20 protein-coding genes and 1 pseudogene are annotated in these 16,470 nt (G+C 32.8%); 8 read left to right on the top strand and 13 right to left on the bottom strand.

All coding sequences use genetic code 11. The features are described from left to right. Positions 1-53: 53 nt before the first annotated feature. Genes ytpR through pepA form a run of 4 tightly spaced genes read right to left on the bottom strand, consistent with a single transcriptional unit; the run spans position 54 to position 2,566 of the window. Positions 54-674 (bottom strand): YtpR family tRNA-binding protein, encoded by a 621-nt coding sequence (ytpR, locus tag VSF34_RS01540; RefSeq protein WP_326717366.1) that lies wholly within the window; start codon positions 672-674, stop codon positions 54-56. 24 nt (positions 675-698) lie between these two features. Further along, entirely contained in the window at positions 699-1,154 is a 456-nt protein-coding gene (locus VSF34_RS01535) for a universal stress protein (RefSeq protein ID WP_326717365.1), read from the bottom strand. Positions 1,155-1,169: 15 nt separating this feature from the next. Beyond that, positions 1,170-1,481 (bottom strand): thioredoxin family protein, encoded by a 312-nt coding sequence (locus tag VSF34_RS01530; protein ID WP_326717364.1) that lies wholly within the window; start codon positions 1,479-1,481, stop codon positions 1,170-1,172. A gap of 8 nt (positions 1,482-1,489) precedes the next feature. Next, positions 1,490-2,566 carry a glutamyl aminopeptidase gene (pepA, locus tag VSF34_RS01525; protein ID WP_326717363.1) on the bottom strand — a complete coding sequence of 359 codons (1,077 nt, stop codon included), beginning with the start codon at positions 2,564-2,566 and terminating at the stop codon, positions 1,490-1,492. Between the two features lie 181 nt (positions 2,567-2,747). Here pepA and VSF34_RS01520 point away from each other — a divergent pair, with 181 nt between their 5' ends. Together VSF34_RS01520 and VSF34_RS01515 are read left to right on the top strand one after the other, a co-directional pair. Next, positions 2,748-3,104: a PepSY domain-containing protein gene (locus tag VSF34_RS01520; RefSeq protein WP_326717362.1), complete on the top strand. Its 357-nt coding sequence runs from the start codon at positions 2,748-2,750 to the stop codon at positions 3,102-3,104. A 98-nt stretch (positions 3,105-3,202) separates the two neighbouring features. Beyond that, positions 3,203-3,748: an LOG family protein gene (locus VSF34_RS01515; RefSeq protein ID WP_326717361.1), complete on the top strand. Its 546-nt coding sequence runs from the start codon at positions 3,203-3,205 to the stop codon at positions 3,746-3,748. A gap of 57 nt (positions 3,749-3,805) precedes the next feature. On the opposite strand, the gene VSF34_RS01510 is transcribed toward VSF34_RS01515, so the two are convergent. From VSF34_RS01510 to VSF34_RS01490, 5 genes are all read right to left on the bottom strand, one after another. Continuing rightward, a complete protein-coding gene (locus VSF34_RS01510; protein ID WP_326717360.1) occupies positions 3,806-4,732 on the bottom strand; it encodes a serine hydrolase in 927 nt (308 codons plus the stop codon). A gap of 35 nt (positions 4,733-4,767) precedes the next feature. Continuing rightward, complete coding sequence (gene trmB / locus VSF34_RS01505) at positions 4,768-5,412, bottom strand: tRNA (guanosine(46)-N7)-methyltransferase TrmB (RefSeq protein ID WP_326717359.1); 645 nt, start codon at positions 5,410-5,412, stop codon at positions 4,768-4,770. A gap of 48 nt (positions 5,413-5,460) precedes the next feature. Next, a complete protein-coding gene (locus VSF34_RS01500) occupies positions 5,461-6,243 on the bottom strand; it encodes a phosphotransferase family protein (protein ID WP_326717358.1) in 783 nt (260 codons plus the stop codon). A gap of 114 nt (positions 6,244-6,357) precedes the next feature. Then, complete coding sequence (locus tag VSF34_RS01495; RefSeq protein ID WP_326717357.1) at positions 6,358-7,578, bottom strand: ABC transporter permease; 1,221 nt, start codon at positions 7,576-7,578, stop codon at positions 6,358-6,360. Then, positions 7,575-8,315: an ABC transporter ATP-binding protein gene (locus VSF34_RS01490; RefSeq protein WP_326717356.1), complete on the bottom strand. Its 741-nt coding sequence runs from the start codon at positions 8,313-8,315 to the stop codon at positions 7,575-7,577. The genes VSF34_RS01495 and VSF34_RS01490 overlap by 4 nt, the downstream gene beginning before the upstream one ends. Before the next feature lie 149 nt (positions 8,316-8,464). On the opposite strand from VSF34_RS01490, the gene VSF34_RS01485 reads away from it, so the two are divergent. The 5 genes from VSF34_RS01485 (at position 8,465) to VSF34_RS01465 (ending at position 13,205) form a co-directional block, all read left to right on the top strand. Next, positions 8,465-8,890, top strand: coding sequence for an HIT family protein (locus VSF34_RS01485; RefSeq protein ID WP_326717355.1), 426 nt, complete (start codon positions 8,465-8,467; stop codon positions 8,888-8,890). Then, positions 8,890-9,258, top strand: coding sequence for a YtxH domain-containing protein (locus VSF34_RS01480; protein ID WP_326717354.1), 369 nt, complete (start codon positions 8,890-8,892; stop codon positions 9,256-9,258). The genes VSF34_RS01485 and VSF34_RS01480 overlap by 1 nt, the downstream gene beginning before the upstream one ends. A 145-nt stretch (positions 9,259-9,403) precedes the next feature. Further along, entirely contained in the window at positions 9,404-10,456 is a 1,053-nt protein-coding gene (locus tag VSF34_RS01475) for a peptidylprolyl isomerase (protein ID WP_326717353.1), read from the top strand. A 189-nt stretch (positions 10,457-10,645) separates the two neighbouring features. After that, positions 10,646-11,965 carry an ISL3 family transposase gene (locus VSF34_RS01470; RefSeq protein ID WP_326717352.1) on the top strand — a complete coding sequence of 440 codons (1,320 nt, stop codon included), beginning with the start codon at positions 10,646-10,648 and terminating at the stop codon, positions 11,963-11,965. 181 nt (positions 11,966-12,146) lie between these two features. Beyond that, a complete protein-coding gene (locus VSF34_RS01465) occupies positions 12,147-13,205 on the top strand; it encodes an IS30 family transposase (protein ID WP_326716671.1) in 1,059 nt (352 codons plus the stop codon). On the opposite strand, the gene VSF34_RS01460 is transcribed toward VSF34_RS01465, so the two are convergent. The 3 genes from VSF34_RS01460 to VSF34_RS01450 all read right to left on the bottom strand — a co-directional run bounded on the left by VSF34_RS01460 (position 13,175) and on the right by VSF34_RS01450 (position 14,727). Continuing rightward, positions 13,175-13,729 carry a low molecular weight protein-tyrosine-phosphatase gene (locus VSF34_RS01460; RefSeq protein ID WP_326717351.1) on the bottom strand — a complete coding sequence of 185 codons (555 nt, stop codon included), beginning with the start codon at positions 13,727-13,729 and terminating at the stop codon, positions 13,175-13,177. The genes VSF34_RS01465 and VSF34_RS01460 overlap by 31 nt on opposite strands. 58 nt (positions 13,730-13,787) lie before the next feature. Further along, positions 13,788-14,045 carry a Veg family protein gene (locus VSF34_RS01455; protein WP_326717350.1) on the bottom strand — a complete coding sequence of 86 codons (258 nt, stop codon included), beginning with the start codon at positions 14,043-14,045 and terminating at the stop codon, positions 13,788-13,790. Between the two features lie 139 nt (positions 14,046-14,184). After that, positions 14,185-14,727: a sigma factor gene (locus VSF34_RS01450; RefSeq protein ID WP_326717349.1), complete on the bottom strand. Its 543-nt coding sequence runs from the start codon at positions 14,725-14,727 to the stop codon at positions 14,185-14,187. A gap of 208 nt (positions 14,728-14,935) precedes the next feature. On the opposite strand from VSF34_RS01450, the pseudogene VSF34_RS01445 reads away from it, so the two are divergent. Then, positions 14,936-15,894 (top strand): annotated as a pseudogene (locus tag VSF34_RS01445) (IS30 family transposase). Positions 15,895-15,934: 40 nt separating this feature from the next. Here the strand turns inward: VSF34_RS01445 and VSF34_RS01440 are convergent. Further along, positions 15,935-16,459, bottom strand: a complete 525-nt coding sequence (locus tag VSF34_RS01440) for an NYN domain-containing protein (RefSeq protein WP_326717348.1) — start codon at positions 16,457-16,459, stop codon at positions 15,935-15,937. Positions 16,460-16,470: the final 11 nt, after the last annotated feature.

Here is a 16,470-nt window from a genome sequence, read left to right as displayed (position 1 = left end):
CATCAATAGGTATCAAACAACAAACATAAGGTGTTCTTTAATACCTATTAACCTTACTTTTCAGGTAAAACAAATTTAGATCCTACCACATAAGAATCATCTAATTCTAAAATACCTTTTTCTTTTGGTGCATCTTTAAGACCTAATTCTTTAGCAGAACAGACCATACCATCACTCTTAACTCCTCGTAATTCTCCAGGCCAAATAATTAAACCATCTGGCATCATCGCTCCAACTTTTGCAACAACAACCTTCAAGCCAGCTTTCATATTAGAAGCACCACAAACGATTTGAACATGTTGAGCATTGTCAATTTCAATATCATTAACAGTTAAATGGTCAGAATCCTCATGATCTACACTTGTATGAACGTAACCTACAACAAATTTAGGGTCATTATCTACAACAAATTCTGTTGCAAATCCTGCCTCTTTCACAACTAAGTTTAACTCTGTGATTTGTGAAGGAGATAATTCAATTTGTCCATTACCTTTTAAATTTGTAATGTGATGTGATGCTTCAAAAATATTCCAACCGACAATTTGGTCGTTCTCAGCTATCATAATACACGATACATTTTTTTGTCTAATATACTTTACTTCTTTATCAAAACTATTAGCTGTAACAATAATCAACGTATCCCCTACAGCCTCTAAATTATAACTTACTATCATTTTTTAATCTCCCATCATCACTTACTAATCTGGTCTAACAACCAAGACATCACATGAAGCTGTGCGGATAATATAATCACTCACACTTCCCATCACAAATCTTTCAACAGCATTTAACCCTGATTGACCTACCATGATTAAATCTGTTTTGTATTTTTCTGGTAAATCTGTTGCCATCATGACTTTAGGTGAGCCAAATTCCAACACTGTTTCCACATTGTCATAATCTAGGCTCTTAGCTATTTCGACGTACTCTTTTAGTAATGATTTTGCTTCATTTGTTTCATCTTGAATTAAATCTGGCGTATAAGTTGAAAATGACATCGTGCCTCCATATAAATGATGTTCCATAATATGAGCTACCACTACTTTGGCATGATTACGTTTGGCAACAGCAATTGCTTTTTCAAAAGCTTGTCTTGCTTGGTCGCTTCCATCTGTTCCCACTAATATTGAATGATACTCTTGTGTTGCTGTCATAAAAAACTCCTCCTTTTATAATTCTGAAATAAACGTCATAATTTCTTCTTTGGTTTTTCTATTCTTACTGACAAAACGACCAACTTCATGTCCGTCTTCAATAGCGATAAAACTTGGTATTCCAAATACATCCCATTGTTGACAAACGGCAATAAAGTCATCACGGTCTACTTGTACAAAAGTGTATTCTGGAAAAGCTGCTTCAATTTCTGGCATAGCATGTTTGATATAAACATAATCCCCGCACCAATCAGCTGTGAAAAATAAAATCGTTTTACCTGATTCAATCGGTACTGCTAATTCTTCTAAACTTTTAGGTACTAGCATCATTTAGCCTACGTTCCGTAGATAATCTCATCTACCGTTTGTCTGTCTAATTTAAGTAATAGTTTTAGAACCATCTCTTTAGCTGCTTCATAATCTTTAATACTAAACATTGTTTGGTGAGTATGGATGTATCTTCCTGGTACTCCAATCACAGCACTTGGCACTCCGTCATTTGCCATATGAGCAGCTCCAGCATCTGTTCCACCTTTTGATACAAACGATTGATACGGAATATTATTTTCTTCTGCTGTTTTAATGATAAATTCACGCATGCGACCAAGCATGATCATACCTGGATCAAAAATACGTAATAAGAAACCATCATCTAATCGTCCATTGGCATCTTTTTTACCATCCATATCACCAGCTGGGGAGCAATCTACAGCAAAGAATAAATCAGGTCTAAATTTAGTAGTAGATACTTTAGCTCCACGTAAACCAACTTCTTCTTGAACGTTTGCACCTGCAATCAACGTATTATTCAATTCAGTATTGGCAAGCTCTTCTAATACGTCTAAGACTAACGTACAGCCATACCTGTTATCCCATGCTTTACTTATCACGCGCTTGCCGTTTGCTGTCATAATCGTTTCTGCCTCAGGAACAACCGTATCTCCTGGTCTCACACCAAAACTTTCAGCTTCTTCTTTTGATACAAAACCTGCATCAAATAAAATATCAGCAACATCAACTGCTTTTTGACCACTTGTACCACGCAATAAATGTGGCGGAACTGAAGATGAGATAACTGGGTAATCACCTTTTTTAGTTTGTAAGGTGAAACGTTGTGCTGATACCACATACGGGTTCCATCCACCTAATGGGACTACTCTAAATAAGCCGTTATCTTGAATTTGGCTGACCATAAAACCAACTTCATCCATGTGAGATGCTAGCATAATTCTTGGTGCATTTTCTGCTTGGCTTTTTTTAATCCCAAATACCCCACCTAAACCATCATACTCAATTTTGTCCACAAAAGGAGTCATCTCTTTTGTCATCACTTGGCGCATATTCTCCTCTGCCCCACTAACACTTTGAATTTCTGTCAAATATTTGATACGTTGAAATAATTTATCATCCATGTTTACCTACTAAATTAACTTTAGTAGTTCACCTCACTTTCTTCTCACACTAATTATAACACAAATTAAGTAGCGCAATAAACTAGCATACCTACTCTTGTAACGGTTTTTTCTTTATATTTGATATAATTATGCTACAATGATAACAGTATCATTACTAACTTACCAAGGAGGTTTACTCATGTTGTTTAAAAAAGAACATGTAGAAGAAAACTATCATAGTCACCTATCAACAGGTTTGAGCATTGGCATTGTTACAGGATTAATCGTTGGTGTTGCAGCTACTCATTGGTACAAAAAAAATCGTGTCTTATCAGCAGATGATATTTTAGAACAAGTAAAATCAGAATTTTTAGAAGATGGTACAATTGAAGGATCTTGGATCCATTTTAAAAAAGAACCATTCCAAAAATTTGCTGTTAAGACTCATGTTTATACTGGTGGTATTTCAAGAATTGAACATAATGAATTAGCGCAATATGAATTTATTGCAGATGCTCATACAGGTTCAATAATCGATATTTACCGTATCGATTAAACAAAACATTCGTCATATAAAAAAGCATCTATCACGAAAATTGATTATTATTTTAGTGAAGGGTGTTTTTTATTTTAATTTAGAAAAGAGGCATATCTATGAAGAAAATTGCCGTATACTGTGGTACTAATAGTGGTTTTGATCCAGTTTATGAAACTGAAACTATTCACCTTGGAAAGTGGTTAGTGAATAATCAATACGAATTAGTCTACGGGGGTGGTGTGACAGGACTCATGGGGGTTATCTCTGATACTGTCAATAAATATGACGGGCATAGTATAGGTATTATGCCTACCTTTCTAGTTGGAAAAGAAGGAGCTAATAAAAATGTTGATGAATTTTTTATTGTAAATGACATGCATGAGCGAAAAAAACGTATCATTGACTTATCTGATGCCTTTATTGCCTTACCTGGAGGAGCAGGAACAATTGAAGAAATATCTGAAGCCATCTCTTGGGGAAGAATTGGGCTTCATAAAAAACCTTGCGTCTTCTACAACATCAATGGGTATTATGATTTATTACAACAACAGTTTGATCATATGGTAAAAACAGGATTTTTATCTAAAGAAGATAGAGATGCTGTCTTATTTTCTAACTCCTTAGAAGATATTAATACATTTTTAACTCACTTCAATTCATAACAAATAAAAGTAGTAAGCTTACGTTTGGCTAAACATAAGCTTACTACTTTTTCATTTCTAATTTAATATGTCATAAACTTTTTTAGATAGGATAGAAGTATCTTCATAACTTCCAGCATCTTCAGTCATCACTGATATAATATAAGGGTTTTTAGCATAGACTATAGCAATATCATGAGTAAACTCCTCAGCATCACCAATTTTATGAGCAACTTTGACATCTTTTGGAATGTATTCTGCAATACGCTCATTATCATAATCTGTTTTAGATAAATAAGTTACTAGTTTACCATCCTGCTCATAGATTGCCTTCATTAATAGAGCATTTTCTTTTGGTGTCACTTCAAAAGGAATATGCCAAGGTCTTCCTATAATCCTTGCAATTTCTTTTTGCATATCAGAACCAAATTTATCTCCGCCGTAATAGCCTAAAAAGTTAGCTCCTTGATTGTCAGAATGCTTTGCCGTCCACTCCATGATTTGATCTAGAGAAAATTCTGTCCCAAGCTCCTCATCTTGTAAAACACCAGCACCAGCACGCATATAAGAGTAATCTTCTACTTCATTAATATCATCAACATAAGGAAATTTTTTATTCGGATCAATCTTCTTCTCATCAAACATTTTTTGCGTATAGTAAAGTGCCGGTAATTTACCAGTACTTGCTGCAAAAAATAATCGATTGCCATTCATAGAGGCACTAGATTCATCCACTAAACTCTCCACATAAATCCCGTAACCCTCTTCATTATACTCCTCATCAAGAAGTTGTTGAACTTTAGCCATTTTGGCCTTTTCAGTTGTCCCTTGCTTTGCTTTAGGTTCTTCTCTTGATTTTAATGACGAAGAATCATCCACTTGCTTTTTAGTCACACCTTCCACCCTTGTAGATTCATAGGTTTCTTCTTGACTATTATTAGTTGCACAGCCACTTAATAATACCAGACTACTCAATAAGAAAGCTGCTAATTGCCTAAACTTCACAATACCTCTCCTCATCTTGTTTCTTCACTTACTCATTAATTAGAGTTAAATTGTGCTTCTAATCTATAAATCGGCTGACCTTTAGCAGAAAATTTTTCTTCATATTCTGTCATAATGTTCTCCTCGTAAGAACTGTGATGTAGATCAAGCCAAACTTGAGTTAAAGTCATACCATATTTTGATAAACTACTTAATGAATATTCGAACAAACCTAAATTATCTGTTTTAAAATGTAGCTGAGCTCCTGGCTTACTAATATCTTCATACGTTTTTAAGAAGGTTTTAAATGTTAAGCGACGTTTTTCATGCTTTGTTTTTGGCCACGGATCAGAAAAATTTAGGTAGACTTGATCAACTTCTCCTGATGCAAAATATTCAGTCAAATCTGCCCCATTAACTAATAATAACTGTAAATTAGGTAATCTTTCTTCTAATTGCTTCTCTAAAATAGAAATAATCGCATTTGTTTGTAACTCAATACCAATATAATTAATATCAGGATGAGCTTTAGCCATGTTAACAATAAATTGTCCCTTACCACTACCTACTTCAATATGAATAGGTTGTTCTTTAGAAAATCTCGTTTGCCACTTTCCTTTATACTCACTACCATCTTTCAAGATATATTCTGGATGATTATTAATCGTCTCCATTGCACCTGGTTTGTTTCTTAATCTCATTGTTATACTCCTTCTACAAAATAACTCCTTGGCAAGAATACCAAAGAGTTACGAATAATTATATAATTTTTTTAGCATTGATAAGTAAGTATTCATTTGCTCTTTTTCATATCTTTCATAACTACGTTTAATTTGAAGCAATAAATTAATCCCACTATACCAATAAATTCTATCTATTAACTCATCATCTACTTCTTCACCATAACACTCTAGCCAATCAGCCCAAGCTTCTTTTTCCACATATTGTCCTAATACAGTTCCTAAATCAAAGGCAGGATCAGATAGAACAGAAAAATCCCAATCAACTAAATATAACTCTCCTGTTCGCGATAACATCCAGTTATTATGAATGGCATCACCATGACAAGCCACATAGCTGTGTTCATCATAAAACGGTAGGTTATCTTCAAGAAATTGAAACACCTTTGTAAGATAAGTATTTTGTTGTAATTCACTAGGTAAATTTGTGGCGTAATCTTGTAATAAATCAAAAGCTGATTTTTCCACACCATTCATTCTCTTTAACATGGATTTTAACGATTTTGATTGATGTAAGTAACGTAGCATGTGATTGATATCTTCATTACTAGCTATCTCTGACTCTTGTAGTTGACGACCATCTAACCACTCTTGGGCAGCCAAGACATCACCATGACTAGTCCGTTTTGTCCAAAGTAATTTAGGAGTTAAGCCTTCTCTGGATAATGCTGCCAAGAAAGGGGTAGAATTTCGTTTGATAAATATTTTTTTGCTAGCTTTTACGCCTTTATAAGCTTTACCTGTATCTCCTTTTATTGGTTGGAGGACCCAATCATTTTCCAAATTAAACATGTTTACTTCTCTCCATCCATCTTACTTTAACAAAAACAGTCTGTTTTTGTACTTAACTCATCAGAATTCGAAAATCCAGTATAACACATTCTACCATGAGTGTTGTGTCTAATTTTATTTTTTTTCAATTTTTTTTAAACGATTTGGCAAATAAATGTAAGTCATAAAAAGTGTCATCACAACATAAGCTATCACTATTTCAGCTGCAGCCTTTTTATCAGGGAACACTATTAAGGTTGCGATACTAAATAAGGTAACAGCACTAACTAAAACCCACCTAATAAGACTATTTACTGCCTGTCTTTTTTGAGAGGTATCGACAGGGTATAGTTGTGTCATCAGCATATAATCAAAAGCGTGATACATAGGTAACATTTGAAAACCAATCAAGTAGATAAACAACACTCCGACAATAATCATTAACCAAAATGACTGACTAAACCAAATTAATATTAAGCCAACTAAGGTTAATCTAATAATTAGACCACTATACTCTGAACTTCTTACTAAAACACGAGAATACAAATATAGATATGTATTGGCAGTTTCTTTTTTTATCCTATTTAACACACCATCCATATAGCGACGACGTTTCACTTGGGTCGCAATTCCTGGTACATCAGTAAATAAATTAAAGAAAGAATAAATCCTCTTTAGACGCTGTTGTTCGGAAATAATACTTTTATCCCAGTCTAGTTGACTATTTTGAACATTTTTTTTCGCCACTAAGACAAGAACAACACCAAAAATAACTGCACTTATTAGACTTAAATAAGGTGATACGTACAGCCCTAGCGAAAAACTTAAAATAGCACCAACAAACCAAATAAAATCTTGCCAATAGACTACTTTTTTAGTATCCAAATATAGCGATTCTAACTGAATCCACAAATGACTATATTTTAACGTCACAGCACTCAGTAAAAACCAGATATAACTTGAAAACTCAATTTGGGTGGTAGCTACAAGTAATGGAAAACTAACGCCAATAATAATAGCCTCACTTACAATGGGTATAATTAAAGAGTGCTGTAACCCTTTTTTTAAATAAGGTAGCATCTCTGGCTCTTTTGGAAGTAAAAATACCCCATCAGCCTCCTGAATTAATGTGCTTAATTTGCCAATTGAAATAGCCAGTAACCAAATAACTAAAACAAGTATTCTCATATAAGAAACAGATGTGTCTAGTGTTTTCAAATACGAAGAATAATAATACCCCATACCACCTAGTGCTATCATACAGACTAAAACAAAATGATCATTCATCACATACTTTAAAAAACGCATCATCTTCTTCTGATGGTTTCCTAAGCGTTTGGTAAAAAAAGCTGTCATTTATGTGCCTCCTCTTCTTTTGTTAAGGATATATAAATATCATCCAAAGAAGAATCTGGTAAGTTAAACTCCTGCCTTAAATCAGCCATCGTTCCATCTGCTTTAACCTCACCGTTATGTAATACGACAAAGCTATCACAATATTTTTCAGCAGTAGCTAAAATATGTGTAGACATTAAAATAGCAGCACCTTGTTTTTTCATCTCTGTCATTAATTCTAGTAAGGCGTTGATTGCTAGGGGATCTAACCCTAAAAATGGCTCATCAATAATATATAAACTAGGTTTCGTCAAAAAAGCACACAATACCATGACTTTTTGCTTCATCCCTTTAGAAAAATTCGTTGGAAACCAGTCTAATTTATTGTCTAGACGAAATAGTTTTAATAAATAATCTGCTCGCTCCATGACCTCTTCTTTTGGAATATCATAAGCCATAGCTGTAACTTCAATATGTTCACGTAAGGTTAATTCATCATATAAAATGGGAGTTTCTGGGATATAGCCAATCTTTTTACGATAACTATCTGGAGCACTCTTAATTGTTTCTCCGTCTATTGTAATGCTGCCTTTTGTGGCATTTAAAAGGCCGATAATATGTTTTATCGTCGTACTTTTACCTGCACCATTTAAACCAATCAAGCCTACTATCTCACCTGATTTCACATCAAAACTGACTGATTTTAGTACAGGAATATGACCGTAGCCACCTGTTAGTTGATTCACTTCTAAACTCATGTTTTTTCCTCCAATACATAGTAGATAAATTATAACATATCTTCTTAAGCTCCTTAAGGTATTATCACTACTTGTACTTAAACTTTATATTGTTTTCAGATAGTGGTACACTGAATTTAGAAAACAAACCCTTTAGGAGGCATTCTGTAATGGAAAATTGTATTTTTTGTAAAATAATCAATAAAGAAATTCCAAGTTATTCAGTCTATGAAGATGAGGATATATATGCTTTTTTAGATATCACTCAAACAACCAAAGGACACACTTTAGTTATTCCTAAAAAACATATCACCGATATTTTTGATTATGATGATGAATTAGCAGCTGTTGTCTTTTCCAAGGTACCAAAAATTGCTCGTAGTATGGAAAAAGCTTTTCCAGATATGCAAGGTCTTAATATGGTCAATAATAACAAAGAAATGGCTTATCAAAGTGTTTTTCATTCACACATCCATTTAATTCCACGATACACTAAAAAAGATGATTTTGCCCTAACGTTTAAAGATAACGGAAAAAAATATACATCAGAGATGATGACTAAAATCGCGAAGTCTATTCAAGAGGAGATAGAATGATGGGAAAATCAACATTCTCAAAAAGAAAATTCTTCAAAGGTGTTCTAGTTGGTAGTCTACTGGGCGTGACTTCTGCTATATCACTTGCACCCAGATCAGGTAAGGAAACACGAGATATGGTAACTAAAGAAATCAGTGATGATATTGATTTAGTCATGCATATAAAGCAGAAAGCACAAAATATCTCAGAGCAAACAGCTTTATTAAAAGAGATGAAAGAGACAACTATACCTGAGTTTTCCCGTGAAACTAAAAAAAGTCTAGCACGTTTTGAGTTCAAATCAAAACCAAGAATGACAGCTATTCAGGAGCAGGTTACTAAAATCGACAATGAATTAAAGCAGGCTAAAAAAGATATTGGTATTTAAAATTCACAATTAAATCATATTATTTCGCAAAAAAATCAGTATTTAACACGTTTTTGTCATTTAGTTTCAATAAAAAATATGATATAGTGTAGCTCGTGGGTGTTTTAAACCAAGAAAATAAACGGAATTAAAGGAGATAGATAATATGAAACATAAAAAACTTAAATTAACAGCTCTAGCCTTGTTTAGTGTTGTAACATTAGCAGGTTGTGGGGATAGTGAGTTAGTATCAATGAAAGGTGGAAAAATTACAGAAGATCAATTTTTCCAAGAATTAAAAGAAAATCCTCAATCATCAGAAATTTTATCAAGCATGATTATTAAACAAATTACAACTAAAAACTATAGTAAAGATGTTGACGAAAAAGAAGTCGACAAACAATATAAAGATTATGAAGATCAATATGGTGGTAAAAAAGCCTTTGAAGAAGTTCTAAAACAAAATGGTATGGATGCTAAACAATTTAAAGATTCTTTAAAAGAAGGTCTAGCTTTCCAAGCTATGCTAAAAGCTCATACTAAAATTAGTGATGAGGACATCAAAGAAACTTGGGCAACATTCCATCCTAAAGTAGAAACACAAATTATGGTCTTCCCAACTAAGGAAGATGCTGATAAAGCTCTTAAAAAAGTAAATGATGGTGAAGATTTTGGTAAAGTTGCTAAAGAAGACTCAACAGATGAAGCTACTAAAGCTGATAATGGTAAAGTAATCTTCGACTCAACTATGCAAACTGAACCAATTAATGTGTTAGTTCCTCAAGATGTAAAAGAAGCTGCTTACAAACTAGAAGATGGTAAAGTATCTGATGTGATTGCTTCTCAAAACATGCAAACTGGTATGGAATCATTTTATATCGTCAAAATGGTTAAAAACCAACAAAAAGGCAATGATTACAAACCTTTCGAAAAAGAATTGAAAAAAATTGCTGAAGAAAACAAAGCACAAGACCCTATGTTCCAACAAGAAGTATTAGGTAAAGAATTAGAAGATGCTAATGTAAAAATCAAAGATGACCAATATAAAGATATTCTAGCACCATACTTACCACAAAAAGAAGAAAAAACTGATGACAGCAAAAAAGATGATGCTAAAGACGACAAAAAAGATGACGCTAAAAAAGACGATTCTAAAAAAGATGATGACAAAAAAGATGACAAAACTGACGACTCTAAAAAAAATGACGCTAAAAAATAGTCTGCTTTAATCATAGTAGAAAAAGCCAACCTTGAATACACGAAGGTTGGCTTCTTTTTTGGGTTGTATAATTTTTGATGTGGATGAAGAAATTCATTCGCATCTATTTTTTTACAAAATAATAGAAACATACGAACTTTCCCGTTAAAATTAAAGTGACCAAACCAAATTTTAGAAAGGAAGATTCGTATGTCTCATAACCATTGTATTCGACTATCGCTAGATTTAAAAGATAAAAATATTTATTTCGATTCTATTTTTTGTGAGGAACAGCTTATTAAAGGGATAAGATCCAAGATTTATAAAGGTATTCTTACTTACACTCCTTCGGCTTGTCCTTGTTGTGGCATTAAAAATGAACAATTTTCTATTGTGAAAAATGGGTTTATTTCTTCTCGAATAAAGTGGTCAAGTGTGGCTCACTACCCAACCTATCTTTTATTAAAGAAACAGAGATTCCTTTGTCGTCATTGTGACTCCTCTTTTCTAGCTGAATCTTCAGAAATTGAGAAACATTGTTTTATCGCTAAAAGAGTGAAGCAATCAATTCTTATTGAGTTAAGTGATGCTATCTCGTTTAAAGATTTAGCTAAAAGACATTTTGTTTCATCAACAACGATTAATAGAATTTTAGTATCTGGTGGTAAAGACTTATCTAATCAATTTTTATATTTACCTCAAAACCTTTGTTTTGATGAATTTACTTCGGTTAAAAACAATAGTGGCAAGTACAGTTTTATTTACTCTGATTCCTCTACACACCAAATTATCGATATTCTCATTGATAATAAAAAGCTAACACTAGAGAAACACTTTCTTAAGTACTCTCTAAAGGTTCGTCGCCAAGTAAAAACAATTGTCGTTGATATGAATGCAGCCTATTTTAAATTAGCCAAAAGGCTATTTCCTAATGCTGAGGTGATTATTGATCGCTTTCACTTAGTTCAACTTATCAGTCGTTCTTTAAACATAACTAGAATTAAGACGATGAATCGTTATCGCACATCGAATGTAACTGACATGAAAAATTATCGAAAACTAAAAAAATATTGGAAACTCTTTTTAAAAGATTCTAATGAATTGAATTATACAGATTATCGTTATCAGCGTTTATTTAAGAGTATTTTACCTGAAACAGATGTCATGGATTATTTACTTAGCTTAAACAAAGAGTTATCAGAAACTTATAAACTTTATCAAGAACTATTATACTGTAGTAAAAACAATGATTTTGACACTTTTTCTGATCTATTATTATTAGCTAACGAAGATATCTCTATTCCAATGAAAACCTCGATTCGAACACTAAAGAAGCATTTACCAAGAATTGAAAACACCTTTAAATACGCTTATTCAAATGGTTGTTTAGAAGGTTCCATAAACAAAATTAAATTAATCAAACGAATAGCTTACGGCTATAGAAATTTTCAGAACTATAAATACAGAATTTTACTTAGTTTTAAAGACAAACAAAAAAGCAGCAAAAACCATTCGGTTTCTGCTGCCTAAATTCACTTAATTTTACTCATCCACATCATTTGACGAAGAGCCCTTTTTTGTTTATTTTTTTAAATAATCTAACCGCTTAGTTGTAAAATCAAGTTAGCCACTCTAAAATAATAAAAAAACACCATGGTAAAAATTCGTGTATCATTAAAGTAACTACCCAACAACGAAAGGAATTTTTATCATGGTGAAAATTAAGAATAACACAAAGACATCTAGTTATAAACATCTTTCCTTAAAGGAAAGGCAGCTTATTGAAGTTTGGCATAATATGGGAGACTCTAATAGAGAAATTGGTAGACGATTAGGCCGACACCATCAAACAATAAGTAATGAGCTTAAACGAGGAACGACCACGCAAATCAAAGAAAATAAGAAACCTAAACAACTCTATTTTGCTGATACGGGGCAAGCTAAATACATAGAAAACAGGAAACGCTGTGGTTCGAAATCTAAGCTAGTTAGTGCTGTTGATTTTATTAATTATGCTTGTAAACAAATGATAGACTTTAATTGGTCACCAGATGCAATTGTTGGCTTTATCAAGTCTTTAGGGACTTGGGATAAACCTATTGTTTCTACTAAGACACTTTATAACTATATTGATAAAGGTTTTTTACCAGTCAGAAATCATCATCTCAAGATGAAAGTTAGACTATCACCTAAAAAGAAAAGAAGTCGTCAGCATAAAAAAGCTCTTGGAAAGTCAATTGATGAACGACCTAGCAAAATTGATTCTAGACAAGAGTTTGGTCATTGGGAAATAGACAGTGTCATTGGTTCAAAATCTAAAGATGATAATGCTCTACTTACACTTGTTGAAAGAAAAACTCGCTACATGATTACTGTTGTTCTAGATGATCATACTGAAGAGTCTGTTAGTTACGCTATTAAACAGTTAAAATATGAGTTTGGAAGAGCCCGATTTAGTAGCATATTTCAATCGATTACTGCTGATAATGGCAGTGAATTTAGCTCACTTGATGATACTCTGCAACAAATGACTGATATCTACTTTGCTCACCCTTATTCATCTTGGGAACGAGGAACAAACGAAAGACATAATGGTTTATTACGGCAATTTGTTCCGAAAGGAACGCCTATCTGTCACTACTCAAAGCAGTTCATACAACTGGCTACTGAAAAAGTTAATCTTTTGCCGCGTAAAATTTTAGACTATAGACAACCAGCAACATTATTTTTAGAAGAAATTCAAAATCTAAAGATCAAAACATGTTGGTAAGTAAGGGGTTCAATAAAATAACACTGATATTTAGATATTTTTATCAGAGTGGCTAACTTAATGTTGCAATTTAGAAAATAATCTAACCAGGCTTGACTTCCTTTATCTACCAAGCTAAATGTTTCGTCAAAATCTCCAGTGTAGTACGGATCTGGAACTTCTTGATAATCAAGTCCCACTACTTCAGATAAAAAAGGGTAAATTTTATCGTGATATGATTTATCTGGTGCTAATTGCTTTAAATCCTCTACATTTTGTTGATCCATTCCGATAATATAATCATAGTCTTCAAAATCTTTATCTTGGATTTGTTCTGATATAATCCCATCATAATCTATGCCTTTAGCATCTAATTTTCGTCTCGTTCCTCTATGCGGCATATCTCCTTCATTCCAATTACTAGTTGCTCTTGATGATAGTTGAATCACATCATCTAATCCTTCTTTACTCACTTTTTCTCTAAAAACTGCTTCTGCCATAGGAGAGCGGCAAATATTTCCTAAACAGACAAATAGTACCTTCATATTAAAACCTCCATTTTTTTTGTAAAATAAAAAGCCTTAGTTTCCTAGGCTCTTCCATTTATTCCACTGGTTCTTCTGTGTGATCATGAAACTTTACTTCTACTGAATGAGTTAATATATCAGCATAACTATATGATACTCTCTCAAATGAATTTTCATCCTGATCTAGATTTACAATAAATACAGATGGATATATCTCTGATAAGACTCCATGTCGTTCAGTTTGTCGTTTTCGGCCAGTTTGAACAACTAACTTAATACGGCTCCCAACTTTATTTTCTAACTCTTCTTTAATTGTCGCGATACTTATAGACATCCCCATCACCTCTTCTCGGACATTGTAACATAATCAATATAAATTTTCAAATTTTACCATATTATTTTTGTTTTTTCAACTATTTTATGTTATTTTAATTGATAATTTAATAAAAAAGGAGAGATAAGCTTTCATTTTTTTAGAGTAAATGTTTTTTTAATTTACGTTTTGCTCGGCTTAAGGCTCGTAATTCCTGCTCCGATAAAATCATATCCGAATCAGACGATAATATTTTTAAAAAAGATTGCCTCTCAAACTCTGATAAATCGGCACTAAATGTTTCAATGCTTTCTCGAATAAAAATATATTCCACATTTCCTACCGTCGTGATATCAAGACGTGTCATCTCTTCTGACTTGATATAATCATCAAAAGAGATCACCACATCGGGACTTTTTCTTTTTTTAGCTTCTTGTTTTCTAATCAAACTATAGGTATGACGAGTAAAATTGCCTTTAAAATAATTTCCAAAAGTCACACCACGAGTTGCATCAAAGGTCTCTACAGATTGCAAACATGATATTCTACCTTCTTGTAACCAATCATCTAAATCATAATCTTTTAAATATGTACGATGGCGAATTTTCAAAACAATTGGTTTATACATCTCAAAAATGTCACATAAAGAATCTTGACAGCCATTTTTAGCTTTATTAATTAAACTTTCTAGTGCTTTATCCATCATTACCTCCGATAGTAAGCGCTATCTCTCCTCTTGTTATCACTATAACATTTTTTGTGCCTATATTGAACGTTTTTTTCATTAGAATAGGAACTTTTTTATTCGCCGATTGTAAAATTAAGCTAGACAAATAAAAAAATCATTTGTGATACACTCAAATTGTCCAAATTTTATTTCCGACGAAAGAAAACAAGGAGAGTGATCACAAATGACCTATGTACATCTTACTACAGACGAGCTTGTTTTAATAGAATCTTATTATCACCAAGCTAAAAAAGTTAAACATGTTGCTGATACTTTAAAAAGATCAAGACAAACTATTTATAATGTTTACAACGCTTTAAATGAGGGATTATCTATTCTAGATTACTATCAAAGATACAAAAAAATAAAAAGAAATGTGGAAGGCGTCCTATTTCTTTACCTGATAATGAAACAAAATATATTCAAAACAAAGTGGCTCAAGGATGGACTCCTGACGTGATTATCGGTCGTGCTGAGATTTCTATTTCTTGTTCTGTTCGGACACTTTATAGATTGTTCTCGCGTGAATCTTTTGATTCCACAACTTTACCAATGAAAGGTAAAAGAAAACCTAATGGGCATAAAGAAAAACGAGGTAAACAAGCATTTAAACGAACCATTCATCAGAGAGACGCTGAGCATAACGAGTTTCAAAGTGAATTTGGTCACCTAGAAGGTGACACTATTGTTGGGAAAAATCATAAAAGTGCTGTTATTACATTAGTTGAAAGGTTATCAAAAGTTATTATTACCTTAAAGCCAACAGGGAGACACGCTATAGATATTGAGAATAGCTTAAATGAATGGTTAAAAAAATGCCCTAATCACTTGTTTAAATCTATCACATTTGATTGTGGCAAAGAATTTTCTAACTGGAAATCTATCAGTAACTTAAATGATATTGATATCTACTTTGCTGACCCTGGTACACCTTCACAACGAGGTTTAAATGAAAATTCTAATGGGCTATTGCGTAAGGATGGATTGCCTAAGAAAATGGATTTCAACGAAGTTGATGAATCTTTCATTCAATCTGTTGCATCCAAAAGAAATAATATTCCTAGAAAATCATTAAACTATAAAACACCATTAGAAGTATTTTTGAGCTATGTAGACAATGACATTTTGTCTAGCTTAATTTGACAAATGAAAATTATAAAAGAAAAAACTAAACAACAACCTGCTAGTCGTCGTTTAGCTCCATTAATAAATTTTGTAATTGTGTCATTTGATCTGATGTCCAAGGACTATTACGCCTCAAATTTTGATAACGATAATCTTCTGTATCAGACTTAATCATGCGTTTTGTTTCTTTAATCTCATTAAATAATTCTCTAGCAGAAACTCTCAAAGCTCCTTTTGAGAAAATGATCCACTGCTCTGCCATATCACTTGTAGCTACACGAACATGGGTTAAGGCATTGATTCTTTGACTGGCTTCTCGTTCAATATAAGTATCTGCTGTCTCATCTTCCTTAGTAAAAATAACTGTCATACCATATTCATCGAAAGTAGTTTGGATACCAGGGACCAGCTGGGCATCAAAAACAACAATAATCTCGATTCCTTTATACTTTGCATAATTTGAAAGGATAAATAACAATCTATCTCTTGCCTCTTTTAAGCGATCTGTTTTTTTTAATCGGTTTAATTCTGGCCAGGCACCAATCATATTATAACCATCTACAAATAAGACTTGATGCTTCAAAAACATCGCCT

Origin of the sequence: Vagococcus jeotgali (assembly GCF_035918315.1) — a bacterium.
Classification (GTDB): Bacteria; Bacillota; Bacilli; order Lactobacillales; family Vagococcaceae; genus Vagococcus; species Vagococcus jeotgali.
Note: the sequence above shows the minus strand (reverse complement) of the source record. Positions and strands in the feature narration are given on the sequence as shown.